The 19,935-nt window shown below is 64.1% G+C and carries 15 protein-coding genes; 8 read left to right on the top strand and 7 right to left on the bottom strand.

Translation table 11 applies throughout. The features are described from left to right. Positions 1–84 precede the first annotated feature (84 nt). Complete coding sequence (locus QA643_RS14600) at positions 85–2,811, bottom strand: EAL domain-containing protein (RefSeq protein WP_283033824.1); 2,727 nt, start codon at positions 2,809–2,811, stop codon at positions 85–87. 54 nt (positions 2,812–2,865) lie between these two features. Beyond that, complete coding sequence (locus QA643_RS14605) at positions 2,866–3,972, bottom strand: FecR family protein (RefSeq protein ID WP_283033825.1); 1,107 nt, start codon at positions 3,970–3,972, stop codon at positions 2,866–2,868. A 223-nt stretch (positions 3,973–4,195) separates the two neighbouring features. Between QA643_RS14605 and QA643_RS14610 the strand changes: the two genes are divergently transcribed. Beyond that, positions 4,196–5,896: a ShlB/FhaC/HecB family hemolysin secretion/activation protein gene (locus QA643_RS14610; RefSeq protein ID WP_283033826.1), complete on the top strand. Its 1,701-nt coding sequence runs from the start codon at positions 4,196–4,198 to the stop codon at positions 5,894–5,896. On the opposite strand, the gene QA643_RS14615 is transcribed toward QA643_RS14610, so the two are convergent. Continuing rightward, positions 5,893–6,300 carry a hypothetical protein gene (locus tag QA643_RS14615; protein WP_283033827.1) on the bottom strand — a complete coding sequence of 136 codons (408 nt, stop codon included), beginning with the start codon at positions 6,298–6,300 and terminating at the stop codon, positions 5,893–5,895. The genes QA643_RS14610 and QA643_RS14615 overlap by 4 nt on opposite strands. Positions 6,301–6,526: 226 nt before the next feature. Here QA643_RS14615 and QA643_RS14620 point away from each other — a divergent pair, with 226 nt between their 5' ends. Next, complete coding sequence (locus tag QA643_RS14620) at positions 6,527–7,978, top strand: caspase family protein (RefSeq protein ID WP_283033828.1); 1,452 nt, start codon at positions 6,527–6,529, stop codon at positions 7,976–7,978. Positions 7,979–8,033: 55 nt separating this feature from the next. After that, on the top strand, positions 8,034–10,067 hold the full coding sequence (locus QA643_RS14625) for a pyrroloquinoline quinone-dependent dehydrogenase (RefSeq protein WP_283033829.1): 2,034 nt from the start codon (positions 8,034–8,036) through the stop codon (positions 10,065–10,067). Positions 10,068–10,217: 150 nt separating this feature from the next. Here QA643_RS14625 and QA643_RS14630 read toward each other — a convergent pair whose 3' ends face one another. Next, complete coding sequence (locus QA643_RS14630) at positions 10,218–10,679, bottom strand: PaaI family thioesterase (RefSeq protein ID WP_283033830.1); 462 nt, start codon at positions 10,677–10,679, stop codon at positions 10,218–10,220. Between the two features lie 169 nt (positions 10,680–10,848). Between QA643_RS14630 and QA643_RS14635 the strand changes: the two genes are divergently transcribed. The 3 genes from QA643_RS14635 (at position 10,849) to QA643_RS14645 (ending at position 11,991) form a co-directional block, all read left to right on the top strand. Continuing rightward, positions 10,849–11,127, top strand: a complete 279-nt coding sequence (locus QA643_RS14635) for a hypothetical protein (RefSeq protein ID WP_283033831.1) — start codon at positions 10,849–10,851, stop codon at positions 11,125–11,127. Positions 11,128–11,211: 84 nt separating this feature from the next. After that, the gene (locus QA643_RS14640) at positions 11,212–11,442 is read left to right on the top strand and encodes a hypothetical protein (protein ID WP_283033832.1); all 231 of its coding nucleotides are present in this window, start codon (positions 11,212–11,214) and stop codon (positions 11,440–11,442) included. Positions 11,443–11,655: 213 nt separating this feature from the next. Then, positions 11,656–11,991, top strand: a complete 336-nt coding sequence (locus QA643_RS14645) for a PilZ domain-containing protein (RefSeq protein WP_283033833.1) — start codon at positions 11,656–11,658, stop codon at positions 11,989–11,991. A gap of 252 nt (positions 11,992–12,243) precedes the next feature. On the opposite strand, the gene QA643_RS14650 is transcribed toward QA643_RS14645, so the two are convergent. Together QA643_RS14650 and QA643_RS14655 are read right to left on the bottom strand one after the other, a co-directional pair. Then, complete coding sequence (locus QA643_RS14650; protein ID WP_283033834.1) at positions 12,244–12,423, bottom strand: hypothetical protein; 180 nt, start codon at positions 12,421–12,423, stop codon at positions 12,244–12,246. Between the two features lie 1,064 nt (positions 12,424–13,487). After that, positions 13,488–13,667: a hypothetical protein gene (locus QA643_RS14655; RefSeq protein WP_283033835.1), complete on the bottom strand. Its 180-nt coding sequence runs from the start codon at positions 13,665–13,667 to the stop codon at positions 13,488–13,490. A 1,061-nt stretch (positions 13,668–14,728) separates the two neighbouring features. Here QA643_RS14655 and recA point away from each other — a divergent pair. Next, on the top strand, positions 14,729–15,820 hold the full coding sequence (gene recA / locus QA643_RS14660) for a recombinase RecA (RefSeq protein ID WP_283033836.1): 1,092 nt from the start codon (positions 14,729–14,731) through the stop codon (positions 15,818–15,820). Positions 15,821–15,933: 113 nt separating this feature from the next. Then, complete coding sequence (locus QA643_RS14665; protein ID WP_283033837.1) at positions 15,934–16,917, top strand: hypothetical protein; 984 nt, start codon at positions 15,934–15,936, stop codon at positions 16,915–16,917. 97 nt (positions 16,918–17,014) lie between these two features. On the opposite strand, the gene gcvP is transcribed toward QA643_RS14665, so the two are convergent. Then, complete coding sequence (gene gcvP, locus QA643_RS14670; protein ID WP_283033838.1) at positions 17,015–19,900, bottom strand: aminomethyl-transferring glycine dehydrogenase; 2,886 nt, start codon at positions 19,898–19,900, stop codon at positions 17,015–17,017. Between the last annotated feature and the right edge of the window lie 35 nt (positions 19,901–19,935).

Consider the following 19,935-nt stretch of genomic DNA (forward strand, 5'->3'; position numbering starts at 1 on the left):
GAGGTGGAAAATGGCGTTGCTGAGACGCTCCGATTTGAGCGGTCGCGTTAATGGTTTGTTCAGCCTGATCGGGCCGCGCCGCCGTCACGCCACTTCGGCCGTTGCCGGAGCGGACAGGAATTTTGCTTCGAACTCGCTGGCCGGCATCGGGCGGCCGAAGCAATAGCCCTGGCCTTCCTCGCAGCCCATCCTCACGAGGAAGTCGGCGGTCGCCCGGTCCTCGATGCCTTCGGCAATGACGGAGAGGCCCAGTTGCTTGGAAAGGCCGATGGTCGAACTGACGATCGCGGCGTCATCGGGATTGGTCAGCAGGCCCAGGACGAAGGAGCGGTCGATCTTCAGCCCGTCGAGCGGAAATTTTTTGAGGTAGCTGAGGCTGGCAAAGCCGGTGCCGAAATCGTCGAACACGAGGTGAACGCCAAGCTCCTGAATCTCGCGGAACGTGTTTAGCGCGCCCTGCTCGTCGTGGAGCAGGATGTCCTCGGTGACCTCGAGCTCCAGGCTGGTCGGACTCAAACCGGTGTTGGCGAGCACCTGTGCGACCGAGATCGCGAGATCGCCGGACTCCATCTGCGAGGGCGAGAGGTTGACGCCGATGCGCAGCCGGTGCCCCGCGCGCTCCCAGGCGGCTGCCTTGGCGCAGGCGGCCTGCAGTACCCATTCGGCAATCCGCTCGGAAATCGGCGAGGTGTTGACGACAGGCATGAACTCGCCGGGCGAGACCAGGCCTCGCTGCGGATGACGCCAGCGTATCAAGGCTTCGGCGCCGACCAGGCGGCCGTCGGCCAGATGGAGTTGCGGCTGGTAGAACAGTTCGAACTCGTTGCGGTCCGCGGCCAGCGCCAGCTCGGCCTCCAATGTCAGGCGCTTCTCCAGTTCACGGCGGATGGAATCCTCGAACAGCACATAGCCGCCGCGGTTGGTGGCCTTGGCGCGGCTCAGCGCCAGATGCGCATTGCTGAGCAGTTCGTCGGCCGTCCGTCCATCGCCCGGGCAAACGGCGGCGCCGATGCTGACCTTGACGCGGAGGTGGCGGTTGCCGGCCAGCAGCGGTGCGTCAAAACTATCGCCGATCTGTTCGGCGAAGCGGCCGAGATTTTCTGCGATATCGCCCATGGGAACGGCGATGGCGAATTCGTCGCCGCTCAAGCGCGCGAGCAGACCCGTAGGTGGAATGGCCGCCGTCAGTCGCTTCGAAATGGCGCGCAGCACGAGATCGCCGCAATTGTTGCCAAGCATGTCGTTGATCTGCTGGAACCCGTCGATGCCGATCACCAGCAATGCCACCTTGCGGCCGCCCGCTTCGGCCGCGGACATTTTCGCCTCAAGCTGGTCGTGAAGCGTGTTTCGGTTGATCAGCCCCGTCAGCGTATCGTGTTCGGCCAAATATCTGATGCGTTCGGCCTCGCGCTTGCGCACCGAGATGTCGCGCAGGATCGCACCGAACTGGAATCCGTCGGTGCCCTGCCAGCCGGAGAAGCTGGCTTCGACCGGAAACACCTCGCCATTGCTGCGCCGTCCGTTGAATTCGATCACGCTTCCTGCAGCGAGTGCCGCGGCGTCCCTGATCGAAAAGGCGGCGGTTGCAACGGTTTCGTCGCGGGCGCAGATCTCGTCGAAGGGACGGCCGATCATTTCGTCGGGCTGGTAGCCGAAAATCGCCGTCGCACCGGGATTCCATTCCGTGATCATGTAGCGGGAATCCGTGCAGATCAGCCCGTCGCCCAGCGACATCGCCACGCGCTGGAAGCGGCTCTCGGCGACCCGGCCGAGCAGATTACGGATATCGATTTCGTCGAGCGCGACGGCAGCGATGTAGATGACGACGGCGATATGAAACAGCGCGGTGTCCGGAATGATCGGAAATATCGCTTGCAACAGGAATGCGGCGGCTTCCACCGCGACCGCCATTGCCAGCAGCAGCGCCACACGCTTGCCGGCGGACAGTCGGCGCCACGTTGCCAGCATGACGAGCGCAAGCAGCGCAAGGCCAGCTGCCGTGACGGCGCCGGAGGTCCATTGCAGCGCGCGGTTCTGCAGCAGCGACTCGGCGGCAAGGGCCTGCAGCACCGGGCCGGACAGGATTACGCCGTTCGGGACGCTGAAGCGGTCACCGAGTTCGAGCGCCGTGCCGCCGACGACGACCTTCTTGCCGGTCAGCTTGCGCAGCGTCGCTTCATCGCCGCGCAGGACGTCGGCATAGGCCAGCTTGGGAATCGCCGTGGTGCGGATGCTGAAGTCGATCAGGATGGGCGCGCGCTTTTCCGTATATTGTCCGGCGAGCACGGCTGCCATCGAGGGCACGAACTTGCCGTCGATCTTCTCGCCGAACGGATAACGGCGAACCAGGCCGTCCGGCCCGACCTCTACATTGACCAGGGCAGGCCATGAATGCTCGGCAAATTGTGGCAGCGGGCGGTTGACGTGAAGATTCTTCCGGTCGGCGCCGGGCTGCTGGAACGACGGCAGCACGATCGATCCGCCCGCGCTCTCCAAGGCCTCGGCGAAGTTGCGGTCGGATGCGGCGTCCGATGGCGTGGAAAAGTCGACGTCGAGCGCGATGTCCTGCGCGTCCGCCTTCTGCAGCTGCCGCAGCAGTTCGGAATGAAGCTCGCGCGGCCACGGCCAGACGCCGACCTTGTCGATTGAGGGTGCGTCGATGGCGACGACGACGACATTGCCGCTGGCCTGGCGCGATTGCCATGCGAATCTGAAGTCGGCCAGTGCATTGCGAAGCGGGCCATGCCAGCCACCTGCCGTGACGATTGCGAGCGCAATCATCACGAAAATATGCGACCGGTATCGTTTCACTGGCTCACCATTCTGGTGGTTCGGATCTAAAGGGTCTCGACGTTGAAGCCGCGGCTAGCGGCCTCTTCCATGTCCGTTGTTGCCGCGACCGCTGCCGTTAGCTCCGTTGCCACCTCCGACGGCGGCGACTTCGTTGCCGTTGCCGCCATTGCCACTGTTGGCGCCGTTGCTGTTGCCGCTGTTGGCATTGCCGCCAGCGGCAGCCGCTGCCGCGCTGGCATTGGCCCGGCCTTCGGCACTTGCAGTGGCGCCGTTTCCATTGCTGTTCTCGCCCAGGCCATTGTTGGCGGCGGCCGTCTCCAGGCCCGGAGCGGATGAGTTCCAGACCGTGCTGGGTTCGGACGAACCGCGCGAGGCGGCGCTTGCGGCAGAGCCGCCATGGGCGAGGCCGTTAGTGACGCGATGGAAATTGACCCGGACTTCGCCGATCGACGAGGGGATGCGCGTCACGCCGAGCTTTGCGGAATGAGCGTTCGCGTGCGTGTCCTGCCCATTGGACGCATGGCGCGGGGCGGCGAGACCGTTGCGTGGCACCGGCACCCGCTCGATCGAGGGGGCGCGCGGCTTGCCATGTTCGATCGGGCTGAGCGTGCCGGCGCCGCCCAGCGACAAACCGAGCTTGCCGCTGGCAAAGGCCGTCGCGTGCTGGCCCGCCATCACCTGGGCGGTCTGGCCCGACTTGAAATCGGAAACTTCGACCTGGCCGCGGATCACGTCGACGGTGGTTTTGCCGGCGTTGATGGTGACACGGAATTGCGTGCCCTTCACCACGGCGGCGAGGTAGGGCGTCTCGACCTCGAAATGCTTGACGTTGCGCTTTTCGACATCGAGCAGGATCGTACCGGCCTGCTGCACGATCGTGGTCGAAAGGCCTTCCTTCTTCTCGGCGGGGATGCCGACCACCGAATTCGGCGCGAGCATGATCATTTCCTCGCCGCGCTTGAGGAGCACGCGGCCGTTGCGGCCCGTGCGCACGGTGTCGCCCGGCTTCAGCACGTCTTCCTGCTTCAGCGATGCCTGCTGCACGTCTGAGCCGGCGAGCCAGACCTCGCCAGAGAATTTGCTGACCGTCCACGTGTCGCCATCGGCGGCAAAAGCGGCCGACGCCGCCATGACCAACGCTGCCGCAAGGGCTCTTGAGACGTGGGGAATCGCACGCATGAAACTCTCTCCGATTGCCGCTTTGTCCCAAGACGCTATCGGAAATGTTTCAACATTGAGTGAGCGAGAAGCGTGTTGTGCGCGGGGCGCGTTAACCATCCATTTACCATAAAAAACTATTAAAAATCAGATGGCTAGCAGTTCGACGCATGAGCATAGGTTCCTCTCCGTAGATGTACGGAGAAGCCCAGGTGCAACCGTCGCTGTCCGATATTGCCTGCCAGTGCTCAGCTTCGCTTGGTGGGCCGTCGCTTGTTTGCCGGCGCATGCGCAGCAGGCGAACCAGCCCGCCTACGATCCGAGGCAGACCGAAAAGCGCTTCGAGGATCAACAATCCAGCCAAGGCGCGAACGGCCGGCCTCGATTGCCATCGCCGCAATTCGCGGGGGCAACCGGGCGAGGGGATTCCCGGCCGCTGTTTGTGCTTCGGCACGTCGCGATCGCCGGCGCGGTAGCCATCCCGCAGGATCGGCTGGTGACGGCGTATCAACCCTTTCTCGGGAAACAGGTGTCGCAGGGCGATCTGGCCGCGATCGCCAGCGCGGTCAGCGACGTCTATCGTGCCGCCGGCTTTCATCTCAGCCGGGCAATCGTTCCGCCGCAGGACATCCAAGGTGGCGCGCTTCGCATCCAGGTCATCGAAGGCAGCATTACCGAGTTGACGCTGAAGGGAGACGCCGCCGGGCAATTCGGCGTCCGCGCGATGCTTGGCGCCGTGCTGGCGGAACAGCCTTCGCGGCTGGCGACGCTCGAACGGCAATTGCTGCTCATCAACGGCCGGCCCGGCGTGCGGATCGAGGATACCGCGATCGATGAGATCGGCACGGCCAGCGGCCATTTCCGCCTGATCCTCTCGGTGAAGACCTGGCATGTCTTCACGTCGTTCGGCGTCGATAATCTGGGCTCGTCGTCGGTCGGACCCTGGCAAAGCTACGGCACGGCCGCGTTCAATTCCTATCTGACGCCGGGCGACTCCTTTGTGGTCAATCTCTCGACCACACCGGGCGATGTGCGCCAGCTCGCATTCGGCCGTCTGTCTTACGAGATGCCGGTCGGCACCGATGGCGCACGCATCGGCGCGTCGGGCTATTACAGCGAAGTCTGGCCCGGCGATTACCGTCGCCTCTATAGCGACAACATCAAGACCGAGTCGTTCGAATTTCGCGGCAGCATCGTTCCGCTGCAATCGCAGAAATCCACGTTGACGCTCACCGCGGCCGCCGGCTTCACCAATTCCAACGAAAACGATGTCTTCGGCCCGATCTATGCCGATCGCATCCGCACGGCGAGCCTGACGGCGGACTACCGCCTGCAGGACAATTTCGGCGGCACCAATTATCTGACGGTGAATTATCGCCAGGGCCTCGATATCTTCGGTGCGTCGCACCGCGGCGACGACTACCTGTCGCGCGTCGGCGCATCCGGCAATTTCTCCGCATTGAATTTCTGGTTCACGCGCTACCAGGCGCTGGCGGATGCCTGGTCGCTGAAACTGGCCGCGGCCGGGCAGGCCGCGTCCGGCCCGTTGTTCACCTCGCAGCAATTCTATCTCGGCGGCCTCGCCTTCGGTCGCGGCTATGGCAGCGCCGAGATCAGCGGCGATAACGGCCTGGCGGGCTCGGTCGAATTGCGCTTCGACCAGAAGACCAGCCTGCGCTATCTCAGCGGCTATCAGCTCTACGGCTTCGTCGACAGCGGCGTTGCCTGGAATGACGGGTATCGCCCCAGCGACGGCATCACGCTCGTCTCAGCCGGTGCCGGCGTCCGCTTCTTCATGCTCGACGGCCTGCAGGCCGATATCGGCGTAGCGGCGCCGCTCAGCTATCGCGCGCCCGACAATCCGACCCGCGGCGCACGCGTGCTGCTCTCGTTGTCGAGCGCGCTGAAGCTTTGTCCGGTCCGCGCAGCGACCCGCTGCCTCTAGATCGGCTCATAGCTCTCGTTGTTGCAGGTATCCTCCGGCTCGATCTGCCTGCGATCGGCAATCACGCCATCGGAAATCTCGATCCGATAGGTCTGCGTGCCCAGCGGCTTGCCGGTCACCGAAACCACCTCGGCCTTGACGCAGGCGGTCCAGCCGGGTCCGCGGAGGTTGGGGCGCGGCTCGGATACGCGGACATTGGCCGGCTGCGAGGCCGCGGTGAAGACCGAATCCAGTTTGTCCTTCAGCAAGCGCTTGACGTTGGGCGGCGGCTCGAGCGGGGCGGCTTCGGGCACCTTGGCGCGCATGAATTCGGGCACCGGCGCGCGGATATCGGCAAAGCCACAACCCGCAAGCGCCAGCGCTGCGCCCGCCACCAGCGCTATGTGAACCCCGATCCGCCGCATCTAAGGTTGTTCTTAACCCGAAGGCTGCGTTCCGGACAGACCATTGCGGTCCTGTCAACATAACGATCTCGCGACTGTGATTCACATCACTTCGCAGGACGTTGGCTCGCGACAACATCGCCGCTGAATCGGGCTTCTTGTCACACCTCCCATCGCGCGACCGGCCTGAACCTTTGGCCTCGAGGCCGTGACCAATCGCTAACCTGTATTGTCTGGAGCTGGCATCATGTTCCGTCACACGCTGCTCAAGCTGATGATTCCCGCCGCGCTTGTCCTGGGAACACACCCGGCCTTTGCCGAGAGCCGTCTTGCACTGGTGATCGGCCAGTCCGCCTATCGCTCGGTGCCGGCGCTGCCCAATCCCGCCAATGACGCCAAGGCGGTCACGCAATTGTTGACCGATTCCGACTTCGAAGTGTCGACCGCCTCCGACCTTTCGCAGAATCAGATCCGCGAGGCGGTCAGCGAATTCGCCGGCAAGGTGGCGGCCAAGGGCGCCGACACCGTTGCCCTGATGTTTTATGCCGGCCATGGGTTGCAGGTCGACGGCGAGAATTTCCTGATCCCGGTCGATATCGACGCCAAGCGCGAGGCCGACATTCCGCTCCAGGCGGTTCGCCTCAACGACGTCCTGAACACTCTGACCTCGGTGCCGAGCCGGATGCGCATCCTGATGCTCGACGCCTGCCGCAACAATCCGTTCCCGGAATTGAAGACGGCCGGCAGCGGCCTTGCGCTGGTCGACGCCAAGGTCGGCGCGCCCGGCACGTTCCTGTCGTTCTCGACCTCGCCAGGCGCGGTTGCCGAGGACGGCAGCGGCTCCAACAGCCCGTATACGACCGCGCTGCTTGCGGCCGGACGCGAGCAGATTCCGATCGAGGAGACCTTCAAGCGGGTGCGGCTTGCGGTGAACAAGGTCACCGAGGGACGCCAGACCCCATGGGACAGCTCCTCGCTAACGGAAGATTTTCGCTTCGCGGGCGCATCGGTCGCAGGACCGAAGCCCGCCGCCGCACCCAAGAAGACCGTGGCCGAGTGGACGCGCGACCTGAACGGCAAGCCGGTCGAAGCGGCGAACGAGTTGATCGTGGCCGACGGTACCGACGAGGCCTATGAGGCGTTTGCCGGCCTCTATCCGCAGACGACGCTTGGGCGGCTGGCACGCGAGTGGCTGGTCCGGCACCGCCGCATGGTGGCGTGGAACGAGGCCGTGCTGATCAACACCGCGTCTGGATATCGCTCGTTCCTGGCGAAATTCCCCGACAGCGATCTCAGCGCGACCGCGCGCAAGCTCGAGCAGCGGCTGCGCAACCGGCCCGAGTTCACGCCGGCCGTCGCTGCGGCCAACGCCGCGATCCCGCAAAACGTCGCGCTAACCTGTCCCTGCAACGCGCAGCCGCCGCAACAGCAGCCGATCAAGGTCAATGCGCCGGTCCGGCGCGTCGAGCCTGAAACGCCGAAGAAGCGGGGCGATCGCAAGCCGCCGCGCCGGAGCGATCCGGATGATGACGACGTCGTGGTCGTCCGCCGTCCGCCCCCGCGCGTGGTGTACGACGCGCCGCCACCGCCGCCGGTCAGCATCGGCATCGGCATTGGTCTCGGTGGTTTCGGCGGCGGCCGCGGCGGCCACTATGGCGGCGGCCAGTATAGTGGCGGCTATCGCAGGGGTGGATACTGAGGTAGCGATGGGGTAATTGATCCCGCAAGCGTTGCGACACGCTTGCGGGGGTGGAATGCGAAGTCCGGTTCGTCTGCTCGCTTTCTTCATTGTCATCCTGTGCGCCTGTATCTCGCCTCCGTCCTCCGCCTGGGAGCACTGGGGCGGCGATCGCGGCGGATCGCGGTTTTCGCCACTGGGCCAGATCACGCCCGACAATGTCGATAGCCTCGTCCGCGCCTGGGAATTTCGCACCGGCGATCTCGACAGCCGCCCGCCCGAGGCGATGCGGCGCACCAAGTTTCAGGCGACCCCGCTGCTGGTCGAGGACAGCCTGATCTTCTGCTCGCCCTTCAACGAGGTCATCGCGCTCGATCCTGGTTCTGGGGCGCAGAAGTGGCGGTTCGATCCGAAAATCTCGACCAATCAGCGCCCGGCCAACCGCTACAATTGCCGCGGTGTCGCCTATTGGGTCGATGCAAAGGCCGCCGACGGCGCCGCCTGCCGCGCGCGAATCTTCATGGGCACCAATGACGCGCGCGTCATCGCGCTCGATGCGAGGTCAGGCGTGCCTTGCGCCGATTTCGGCGCGGGTGGCGAGATCAAGATCGATATCGGCATGCCGCTGGAATGGCCGGGCGAATTCCAGATCACCTCGGCGCCGGTGATCGCGCGCGATACCGTCATCGTCGGCTCGGCGATCTCGGACAACCGCCGCGTCGAGGCACCTGATGGCAGAGTGCGCGCCTTCGATGCGCGAACCGGACGCGCACGCTGGACTTTTGATCCGCTTGATCGTAGCGGCATCAGCGCAGGCCATGCCAATGTCTGGGCGCCGATGTCGGCGGACGAGGAGAGGGGCCTGGTGTTCCTGCCGACGTCCTCGCCGAGCCCGGACTTCTGGGGCGGCAAGCGGCCCGGCAATAACGCGCACGCCAACTCGGTCGTGGCGTTGCGCGCCGAGACTGGTGAATTGGTGTGGTCATATCAGACCGTGCATCACGATGTCTGGGACTACGATCTGCCGGCGCAGCCGACGCTGGCGCGGATCGATACCGGCGAGGGTCAGCGCGACGTCGTGATCCAGCCGACCAAGCAGGGATTTGTCTTCGTGCTCGACCGTGACACCGGCAAGCCGGTGTGGCCGGTGGAAGAACGCGCCGTGCCGCAGGGCGGCGCCGAGGGCGAGCAGCTCTCGCCGACGCAGCCGTTTCCGAGCCATGTGCCGCCGTTGCTGTCGCAGCAGATTTCGGCTGACGACGTGTTCGGCCTGATCCCGTTCTGGGAGCGCGAGGCCTGCCGCGCCAAGGTCGCCGCCGCGCGCAATGACGGCCTCTACACGCCGCCTTCAACGCAAGGCACGGTCGTGTTTCCGATGACGGGCGGCGGCGTGAACTGGGGCGGCGCCGCGTTCGATCCCGTCAACCAGATCCTCATCGCCAATACGACGCGGGCGATCCACCTCGTCAAATTGATCCCGCGGAGCCAGACGCAAGGCTTCGAGCCGCCGCCGGGGCATGATTTCGGTCGGCAGCAGGGCGCGCCCTTTGCGATGACCCGGGCGGTTGCGCTGTCGCCGCTGGGGCTGCTCTGCAACAAGCCGCCATGGGGCGAGATGGTCGCGGTCGATCTCAAGGGCGGCAAGATTCTCTGGCGCTCCCGCGTCGGCACAACGGAGGACCGCGCGCCGCTCGGCCTTGCGTTGCCGTTCGGCACGCCGCTGGTCAGTGGCGTTGCGATCACCGCCGGCGGTCTCATCTTCACCGGCGCGATGGATGCTTACTTGCGTGCCTTCGACGCGCGCTCGGGGCGCGAACTGTGGCAAGGGCGTCTGCCGGTGCCAGGTGTCGCCAATCCCATGACCTACATGTGGAACGACGAGCAATATGTCGCGATCGGCGCCGGCGGCCATTCGGAGTCCGGCACCACGATCGGCGACAGCGTGGTCGCATTCCGTCTGGCGCGGCCGGGGGAATCGCCCTCGCTGCGCTCGCGCACGATCGATCGGCCCGGCGGACGCTTCATGAGCGGGGCGATTGCGGTCGGGCTCGTGATCGTACTGATGGCGGCGCTCGTCTGGCGCTGGCGGCGGCGCAGGGTGGGGGTGTGACACGCGCCGCATACACGACTGTCATTCCCGCGCATGCGGGAATGCAGTACGCCGCGGCTTATCAGTCCGGTCACTGCCGTCTCTGGAATACTGGATCCTCCGCCTTCGCGGAGGATGACAGTGGAGAAGACTAGGTGCGTCCCGTGCGCCCTACAGCATCGCAAACGCGCTCGAGACCATTGCGACCGGCTTGTTGTCGGCGGCGGATAGCAGCGTGACGCGGCCGAAGCTCATGGTGCGTCCGAGGCGGACCACGCGGGCGTCGGCCAGCACGTCGGAGGCCGAGACCGCACGCATGAAGTGCGTGGTCTGGTCTACCGTGGTCATGGCGCGATAGCCGCGGTTGGCGGCGAGGTTGGCGATCACCATCGCGGTGTCGGCAAAGGCCATCAGCGCCTGGCCGGAGACCGTGCCGCCATTGCGGCACAGCCGCTCCGAGAACGGCAGGCGCAGGATCGCGCCGGGCTGCCAGTCGGCAGCGTCGCCGGATGGCGTCACGTCAAAGCGTTCGACGGACAAATTGAGATCCATCACCCATGGCGCAAATACTTCGCCGAGCACGCGCCGCGCGTCCGCGATGCCGAATTCCGCCGCTTGTGGCTCTTGTTGCATGAATGTCAGTTTCCTCATCCGTCTTGCTGTCGGCGCATTGTAATGGTCATGGCGGCGAAGGGAACAGCGGGGCCATCGACCCAAAGACGAGAGCGCTTGCGCTTGGCGGCCCCATTGGGCCGGTGCTATCTTTCCGGGCAAACGCTGAAGCGTCCGAAGGAGAGTTTCAATGAGAATGCTGAGCGCGGCCGCGGTGGTCGTATCTTTGACGGTGCCGGCCTACGCACAGATGCAGACCCCCAATATCAACCTGCTGCCGGAGACGCAGTCCAAGTCGCCTGAGGAGAAGGAGCAGGATGCGATCAAGGACAGGGCCTACAGGGACTCCTTGAAGAAGATTCCGGACGCCAAAGCCTCCTCCGATCCCTGGGGCACCGTGCGCAGCTCGGAGGCGCCCAAGGCCGCCGCGCCCGCCAAGAAGAGCAAGACCGGTAGCAGCAGCCAGTGACGGCGACAGGACGAGCGGACGAGTAGGATTCGTCCGCCGCCGCGCCTATATTAGGCCTGTCGTCATGCTGTCTGGAGTTGCGACATGGTCTTTCGCCCGCGGGATCTCGCGAGCCGGATGGCCGGCCGGCGCAAGCCGGGCGATGGCTATCTGCGCGAGACGTTTACGCTGCCGCGGGAAGAGGCCAGGGCGAAGGCGCGCGACTTCCTGAGCCGCTATCCCAAGGCCGCCTATATGAGCTCGGTGGAGAGCTGGCGCGAACTGCCCGGCGGCGACATCGAATTCACGATGCGCCGGCTCGCCAGCGCCGATTAGGTCTCATAAGCCCCTCATCGTGCACAGTGATGAGCGCCGGGTCTGGCTCGGTGCGCCTCCCCGGAATGGGGATGATGGCTGCAACTCAGCCGAAACAAGCGGCGGAATTCCACCGCGCGCCCACGATAAAGCCCCGATGCCCCGTTTTTTGCCTAATTCCGATAACTCGGTATTCAGGTGTTGAGCCTAGTATTTCTACGGACAGGAGAAATCATGGCGAGAGACCGCAAAGACCTCGGTGCCCGCAAGTTCGTCAGGGTCGACCTGCACAAGCCGGGATTTCTGATTCCGGCACCCGATGCACCTTGGATCGAATGCTATATTCTCGACATTTCCGAGAACGGGGCCTGTCTTGATGTCGGTGACCTCGCCGTCCCGAAGATGTTCGGCCTTTCGCTGACCGCGGGTGGTGAGGTGCGGCGGATCTGTAGCCTGATCTGGCGCCGGGGCGAACTGATCGGCGTCCGCTTCGTCTCCGCGAGGGAACTGCGGCAGGGGACGCCACCGGCAAGCGAGCCGGACAAGGCTTCGCGCAAGGCGCACGCCTAAAGCCCGTCAGCGCAACTTTCCGTCGATCCCCTGTAGGGTCTCCGAGATCAGGCGAATTCGGAACACCGGCTTGCTGGCTTCATCCAGCAGCTCCATCTGCCGCTCGGCATTTTCGCCAAAGTCTTCGGGAGATGCCCGCGACCATGTCGGCGTAGGCCCCGGTCATTTCGTGCGGTGCATTCAGGAAAGGCGTTAGGTTGTTGTAATTGCTGGAAAGAGTCGGGGCCGATCGCAGGAGATGCCGGAAGCGGATTATTCCCGCTCGGCTTTCTTAAGCTCCCGATCGATCCGGAGCTGCACCCGCCGGATGGCAAGCAGGTTGAGCTTGGCTTCGGTCTTCCCCGTGACGACCTTGTCGCCAATGCGGAATTGCCATTTCCAGATGCCCGGCGCGACCGCCGTTACGGTGTATTCGACGCCCTTGTGATTCATTACAAAAATCCCGCTGCGGCCCTAGCCGCTTCAAATCCAGACCTCATACTTAAAATTGCAGGCGTTAATCAATGCAACTAAATGAGATTTGCACAACCGCCGGCGCATATGGCGGCGAACGTCAGGCAAGCGCTGGAATTCCCACGCGGCCGGCGATCAGGGCGTCAGTGCCGCTGTGTCAGCATGAGGTCTATCTTAGACGAGACGCCGCGCATGGCCCAAAGGCTTTCCCCAAAAAAGCTTTGCGGCCTGGTCGACTTTAATCCAGGGCTTACGTTTTATGGAACGGCTCTCGCCGCCCGTGCGATACTGGACGCGGAAACCGCAGCGTTCCTGAACCCAACCGCGGCGACGCGGCCGAACTCCTCCCTCCCGCTGGTCTAACCCCACGTGGACGGCCGAATTCCCGTACCAGGACCGGTCCGGCCTTCCGTCAAAAGCACTGCGCCGCGCAAGCGGAATATGATCGCTTGGCGGCGCAGGCCTATTCCCCGAGTGATGCAATGTCCCAGGCAAGCATTTGGTCTGGGCGGCGGCCAAAAGGTTCAACGTCGCCCGCTATAGGTCGGGGCGATTTTGCGCGCTGAAACGGGAGTTTGGGGCGGGCCGTATCTGGTCGCTGAGGGCGGGGCGGTTCTTTGGAATTTCCCCGCCGCCGGCGACCTCGCTGCATAGCCCCATGCGGCGAGGCCGTTGGGCCGGGCGCTGCCGGCGGCGCCTATTCCTGACGTGTCGGATAAGGCTGCCGCGGCGGAATATGGGTTCGCGAGGGTGCGTCCGGGCCGCGGATGGGCTGCGGCACCCGCGAGGGTTCGGGGGTGCGGCTGAGGCTGAAGAGCCGGGTGAGCAGATGGGCACCAAGCTGTTGAGGCGTCGGCAAGGATGTGTAGGGGAAGGCGATCTGTGCGTGCATGCTGCCAACCATAGGGTTGTCCACTTGACGGACAGTTCAGACGAAACCGCAAGCACGCCTAAAATTGTAAGCGGTGCACAACTTGCAGTTCGACTTGAAGATGAGGTCTGGAAAACGATGAGGCCGCGCTTTGGCGGCCTCATCGCGAGAGCTAGCCGTCCGGCTGCTCTACATCAGGCGGCCGGGGGCTGGCGTCCGGCGCCTCTTTACTCTTGGCGGAAAGGTCGGCGGCCTTGTCGAGGAAGCCCGCGGCGACATCCGGATCCGTGGTGGCCATTGCAAATTTCAGGAAGGTTGCCGCTTGTTCACTCAGATATTTTTTACCCGGCACAATCTGGTTCCCCGTTGCTACCGCTAACCGCCGCACCCGTCCGATTACGCGCTGCGGCGGAATCCGTTCCGCGGGAACAGTACAAAAGTGAACTTTAATGGGGGAGGTGTGGCCGGCTGCCTGGAGGCGGCGTCAGTCCTTGCCTAGGAGCTTGCCGGTCTCTTTGTGGATGAGATGAAGCCGGGTGCAGGCAAGGCACACGACCGACACATAGGCATTGCGCTCGTCCTCCGGCGTGGGGTCCGGAAGCCAGTGCTGAACGTTGGTGCCCAATTGGGGGCATTTGAAGAGGATGTGACGGCCCATCCGGTTGACTAAGCAGAGCCTTTGGGCCGGGTCACTTCCGTATGATTGCGTAGTTGGGGAAGGGAAAGGCTGGATCGCTCCCGCCAGGGAAGCGGCGCCCCGGCTATCCCGAGACCATCTCGATCAGGGTCACGAAGGTTGCCGGCCAGGGGGCGGGCTCCGGACCTCCATCACGATCGGACTTTTGCCAATCGTCCCGGGCCACCCTGCCTGACGCATTCGTTGACCTTATTGTCCATCACCTCGACCTCGGCGTTGGATGGAATATTGCAGTGGCTGGTTGCGTTGGGAGGGATCGCCATCCGGCAATCAGGCCCCTTCATTTCGGCGCGGACGGCGGCGCGGCACCGATATCCGAGCGACTGTGCCTGCACCTGTCGGTTCGCTTTCTGTTCCGCTAGCGCGGCTCCATTCCAGGCTGCGAAAGCCACGCAGATTGTCGAGCCTGCGATGAAACTCCTTGCCGAGAGAGACTTCATGGGGGCACCTCCGTTTTGGAGTGAGGATGTAAAGCGTAATCCTAAAGTTGAAATTTGGACATTCGCCAAATCAGCAGGGGACGCTTGGCATTAAGGATGGGGGGGGGGACGCGGATTTCCGGTGCTGGGCGCAGGCCAGCACCAGATTTCCAAAAAGAACATATTGCGAACATAGAACAAACGTGGTACGGATTTTCCCAGACAAAAATCGCATCAAAAAAGCCTCTCGCCGCCGTTTGTCCCGCTCGCGAATCCCCGCCATAAGGAGCACGTAAGATGTCCGCCACTGCCCTGCGTATCGTTGAAGGATCCTCCATGGATAAGACCAAGGCCCTGTCTGCCGCGCTCTCCCAGATCGAGCGCCAGTTCGGCAAGGGCTCGGTGATGAAGCTGGGCAAGAACGACCGCTCGATGGACGTCGAGACGGTCTCGAGCGGCTCGCTCGGGCTCGACATCGCGCTCGGCGTCGGCGGCTTGCCGAAGGGGCGGGTGGTCGAAATCTACGGGCCGGAATCGTCGGGCAAGACCACGCTGGCGCTGCATTGCGTCGCCGAGGGACAGAAGAAGGGCGGCATCTGCGCCTTCATCGACGCCGAACACGCGCTCGATCCGGTCTATGCCCGCAAGCTCGGCGTCAACATCGACGAGCTCCTGATCTCGCAGCCCGACACCGGCGAGCAGGCGCTCGAAATCTGCGACACCTTGGTGCGCTCCGGCGCGATCGATGTGCTGGTGGTCGATTCGGTGGCCGCGCTGGTGCCGAAGGCCGAACTCGAGGGCGAGATGGGCGATGCGCTGCCCGGCCTGCAGGCACGCCTGATGAGCCAGGCGCTGCGCAAGCTCACGGCGTCGATCAACAAGTCCAACACCATGGTGATCTTCATCAACCAGATCCGCATGAAGATCGGCGTGATGTACGGCTCGCCGGAAACCACCACCGGCGGCAATGCGCTGAAATTTTACGCCTCCGTCCGCCTCGACATCCGCCGCATCGGCGCGATCAAGGAGCGCGACGAGGTGGTCGGCAACACCACCCGCGTCAAGGTGGTGAAGAACAAGCTGGCGCCGCCCTTCAAGCAGGTCGAGTTCGACATCATGTATGGCGAGGGCGTCTCCAAGATGGGCGAGATCCTCGACCTCGGCGTCAAGGCCGGCCTGGTCGAGAAGTCCGGCGCCTGGTTCTCCTATGACAGTCAGCGGCTCGGGCAGGGACGCGAGAACGCCAAGGCTTTCCTCAAGGCCAACCCCGACATGACCGCCAAGATCGAGATGGCGATCCGCCAGAACTCCGGCCTGATCGCCGAACAGATTTTGGCCGGTCCCGCCGAGCGCGATGCCGACGGCGAGGAGCCTGGCGACGACGAATAAGTTTTAGAATCGCTTTGGGGGTTAAGGCCCGAAGCGTGACAGACGGGCGCTGCGGACGTTGAGTTGCCGACGTTCGCAGCGCCCGTTTTTGTTTTGCTCGTATTGGTACTCGCATGACGCGTCTGGTCCTGACGGCTGATTCCTCCAGTGCAGGTGGCATTGCATCGGCAGGTCACGCCGATCTGGCTGTGGCGATCGAGCTTCGGATGGTCTTTGGACCGCCGCGTTCCGATGCAGATCTTGCAGCGTTTTTGGCTCCACGAACAAACCAGCAGGCGGAGTCGCACTGGCTGGATTTCATGCCACCGCAGCGCCCGCAGAAATTCGGGATGAAAGACCTCGGATTGATCGAGGTCTGCCGGCGTTTCGAAACGGTCGAACTCTGGATGGACACCGAGCCGAATGCCCAACTGGTGCTGATCTGGCTGCTCGATCATCTCGGTGCACTAGCCAAAGACCTGGGCCTCACGCTGAGGCATGTGGATGCCTCTCTCGGCGAGATAGAACCGGAGCGCCTCGCCAAAATGAAGTTTATGGGCGTTGCGATTGGCGACCATCATCTCGAGATCGCAAACTTGGCGTGGCAGGCTTTTCGGGCGCCGGCGCCGCATGCGTGGTTCGATCTCCTGGCAAAGGATTTGAGCGTCCTGCCGCAGCTTCGGCACTGCGTTGTCGAAATGCTGGAAGAACTGCCGGGGCGCGCTACTGGGCTTGGTGCGTCGGAAATGCGGATGTTGGAGTTGATCTCGGCCGGCTATGTGCAGCCGTTCGACATATTTCCCCACTACCGGGAGCGCTTTCAGCGCCGCGTGTTCGGTTATTGGGAAGCGGGGGCTCTCCTGGAAGGGCTCGCGCTTGCCCCAGTGCCTGCTGTCTCGGGTCTCACAGAGTGGCCATTCTCGCTCGAGATGCACAACGAGCGCGAGCGCCTCGTGCGCTACAAGGAAAGTCGGCTGTCGCTCACTGCGCTCGGCAAGGCAATCTTGGCCGGCAGCGAAGATTTCAGCCGGCATAACCCAATCGACCGCTGGTGGGGTGGCACACATCTCACTAACGACCGGCTGTGGCGCTGGGATCCGGTCCTGCTGGTGCCGTAGACTGTAGGATGGGTAGAGCGGAGCGAAACCCATCATCGTGCGGCTTGCGCTATAATGGATGCGATGGGTTTCGCTCTGCTCTACCCATCCTACAAAGCTATTCCGCCGCCTGCGCGTAATCCTCAACCGGCGGGCACGAGCACACCAGATTGCGGTCGCCATAGACGTTGTCGACGCGTCCGACCGGGCTCCAGTACTTGTCCGTGCGCGAGATGCCATCGGGGAAACAACCCGTGGCCCGGCTATAGGGGCGATTCCATGCATCATCGACAATGTCGTGCACGGTGTGCGGGGCGTGGCGCAAGGGCGAGGCTTCGACCTTCCAGCGGCCGATCTCGATCTCCGTAATCTCGCTTCGGATCGCGATCATGGCGTCGCAGAAACGATCCAGCTCCGCCTTGGATTCCGATTCGGTCGGCTCGATCATCAGCGTGCCCGCCACCGGGAAGCTCATGGTCGGGGCGTGGAAGCCGTAGTCGATCAGGCGCTTTGCGATGTCGTCGACGGTGACGCCGGTGGTCGTTTTCAGTGCGCGCGGATCGACGATGCATTCATGCGCGACCCGGCCCTTGGCATTCCGGTACAGCACCGGGAAATGCGGATCGAGGCGGCTTGCGATGTAGTTGGCATTCAAAATCGCGACCTCGGTGGCGCGCTGCAAACCTTCGCCCGACATCATCAGGATGTAGATGTAGGAGATGGTCAGGATCGATGCCGAGCCGAACGGTGCGGCCGACACCGGCCCCACCGGATGCGCCGTCGCGCCGTCGGTTGCGGGATGGCCCGGCAGATAGGGCGCGAGATGTGCCTTGACGCCGATCGGGCCCATGCCCGGGCCGCCGCCGCCATGCGGAATGCAGAACGTCTTGTGCAAATTGAGGTGCGAGACGTCGGCGCCGTAGTCGCCGGGTCTGGAGAGGCCGACCTGCGCGTTCATGTTGGCGCCGTCGAGATAGACCTGGCCGCCATTGCTATGAACGATGTCGCAGATCTCGGTGATGTGCTCCTCGAACACGCCATGCGTCGAGGGATAGGTGATCATCACGGCGGCAAGGTTTTTGGAGTGCTTCTCCGCCTTGGCGCGGAGATCCTCGACATCGACATCGCCGCGCGCGTTGCAGGCGGTCACCACCACCTCCATGCCGGCCATATGCGCGGACGCCGGGTTGGTGCCGTGCGCGGAGGAGGGGATGAGGCAGATGTTGCGGTGCGGCTCGCCGCGCGCCGCATGATAGGCGCGGATCGCCAGCAGCCCGGCATATTCGCCCTGCGCGCCGGAATTCGGCTGCAGCGAGATCGCGTCATAGCCGGTGATGTCGCACAGCCATTGCTCGAGCCGCTGGAACAGCGCGTGATAGCCGGCGGCCTGCTCGCGCGGCGCGAACGGATGCAGCGAACCGAATTCCGGCCAGGTCAGCGGGATCATCTCGGTGGTGGCATTCAGCTTCATGGTGCAGGAGCCGAGCGGGATCATCGCGCGGTCGAGCGCGAGGTCGCGATCGCTGAGCTTGCGCATGTAGCGCAAGAGCTCGGTCTCGGAGCGGTGCGCGTGGAACACGGGATGGGTGAGGAAGGCGCTGTTGCGCTTCAGCTCCAGCGGCAGCGTCTCGCGCGCGGTCAGCTCGACCTCGGCATAGGCGAGCTTGCCGCCGAAGGCGCGCCACACCGCCTCAATGATCGCAGGCGTCGTGGTCTCGTCGATGGCGATGCCGAGGGTGCCTTCGTCAATTCCTTGGCCGATGCGAAGGTTGATCTTCTCGGCGAGCGCGCGGGCGACGATCTCGTCCTGCTTGCCGCCAGCGGCCACCGTGATCGTATCGAAGAACGCCGGCGAGGCCGGTGCAAAGCCGAGTTTTGCCAACCCCGCCGCAAGCACGACGGCGCGCCGGTGCACGGTGCGCGCGATATGCGCCAGCCCTTCCGGGCCGTGATAGATGGCGTACATCGAGGCGATCACGGCGAGCAGCACTTGCGCGGTGCAGATGTTCGAAGTGGCTTTCTCGCGGCGGATGTGCTGCTCGCGGGTCTGCAGCGCGAGGCGATAGGCCGGTGCACCCCGCGAATCCACTGAAAGCCCGACGATGCGGCCGGGCAGCGAGCGCTTCAGCGCATCGCGCACCGCCATATAGGCCGCGTGCGGGCCGCCATAGCCCATCGGCACGCCGAACCGCTGCGCCGAGCCGATCGCGATGTCGGCGCCGAGCTCGCTGGGGGAGGCGATCAGCGTGAGTGCCAAAAGATCAGCCGCCATGACGGCCAGCGCGCCCTTGGCGCGGAGCGCCGCGATCGCGGGCCGCAGGTCGCGCACGGCACCCGACGTGCCCGGATACTGCAAGAGCCCGCCGAATACGTCGGCCTTTTCGAGATCGCTGAGGGGATCGCCGACGATCACGGTCCAGCCGAGCGGCTCGGCGCGGGTGCGCACGACCGCCAGCGTCTGCGGATGCACCTCGCTATCGACAAAGAAAGCTTTGGTCTTCACCTGCGAGGCGCGTTCGGCGAGCGCCATCGCTTCGGCCGCGGCAGTGCCTTCATCGAGCAGCGAGGCGTTGGCGACGTCGAGCCCGGTGAGGTCGCAGATCATGGTCTGGAAGTTGAACAGCGCCTCCAGGCGGCCCTGGCTGATCTCCGGCTGATACGGCGTATAGGCCGTGTACCAGGCCGGATTCTCCAAAATGTTGCGCTGGATCACCGCCGGCAGGATCGTGCCGGAATAGCCTTGGCCGATCAGCGAGGTGAACACCTCGTTCTGCCCGGCCAGCTCGCGCATATGCGACAGCGCCTCGGTTTCGCTGAGCGCCGCTCCCAGATCGAGCGGCTTCTTCTGCCGGATCGAGGATGGCAGCGTCTGGCTCATCAATTCGGAGAGGCTGGCCGCGCCGACAGTTGTGAGCATCGCGCTGATGTCGCGAGGCGAGGGGCCGATATGGCGGCGCACGAAATCGGTGGCGGCTTCAGCGGTGGTTTTCAGCGGCGCGTTCATGATTATGTATCCTCAATATTGCTCGTCATGCCCCG

Origin of the sequence: Bradyrhizobium sp. CB3481 (assembly GCF_029714305.1) — a bacterium.
Lineage (GTDB): Bacteria > Pseudomonadota > Alphaproteobacteria > Rhizobiales > Xanthobacteraceae > Bradyrhizobium.

Excerpts from the sequence above, each read along its gene's own strand:
- QA643_RS14645 (WP_283033833.1), top strand. The coding sequence starts at position 11,656 with ATGGCGAGAGACCGCAAAGACCTCGGTGCCCGCAAGTTCGTCAGGGTC.
- recA (WP_283033836.1), top strand. The coding sequence starts at position 14,729 with ATGTCCGCCACTGCCCTGCGTATCGTTGAAGGATCCTCCATGGATAAG.
- QA643_RS14625 (WP_283033829.1), top strand. The coding sequence starts at position 8,034 with ATGCGAAGTCCGGTTCGTCTGCTCGCTTTCTTCATTGTCATCCTGTGC.
- QA643_RS14630 (WP_283033830.1), bottom strand. The coding sequence starts at position 10,679 with ATGCAACAAGAGCCACAAGCGGCGGAATTCGGCATCGCGGACGCGCGG.
- QA643_RS14615 (WP_283033827.1), bottom strand. The coding sequence starts at position 6,300 with ATGCGGCGGATCGGGGTTCACATAGCGCTGGTGGCGGGCGCAGCGCTG.
- QA643_RS14650 (WP_283033834.1), bottom strand. The coding sequence starts at position 12,423 with ATGAATCACAAGGGCGTCGAATACACCGTAACGGCGGTCGCGCCGGGC.
- gcvP (WP_283033838.1), bottom strand. The coding sequence starts at position 19,900 with ATGAACGCGCCGCTGAAAACCACCGCTGAAGCCGCCACCGATTTCGTG.
- QA643_RS14635 (WP_283033831.1), top strand. The coding sequence starts at position 10,849 with ATGAGAATGCTGAGCGCGGCCGCGGTGGTCGTATCTTTGACGGTGCCG.
- QA643_RS14605 (WP_283033825.1), bottom strand. The coding sequence starts at position 3,972 with ATGCGTGCGATTCCCCACGTCTCAAGAGCCCTTGCGGCAGCGTTGGTC.
- QA643_RS14620 (WP_283033828.1), top strand. The coding sequence starts at position 6,527 with ATGTTCCGTCACACGCTGCTCAAGCTGATGATTCCCGCCGCGCTTGTC.
- QA643_RS14665 (WP_283033837.1), top strand. The coding sequence starts at position 15,934 with ATGACGCGTCTGGTCCTGACGGCTGATTCCTCCAGTGCAGGTGGCATT.
- QA643_RS14640 (WP_283033832.1), top strand. The coding sequence starts at position 11,212 with ATGGTCTTTCGCCCGCGGGATCTCGCGAGCCGGATGGCCGGCCGGCGC.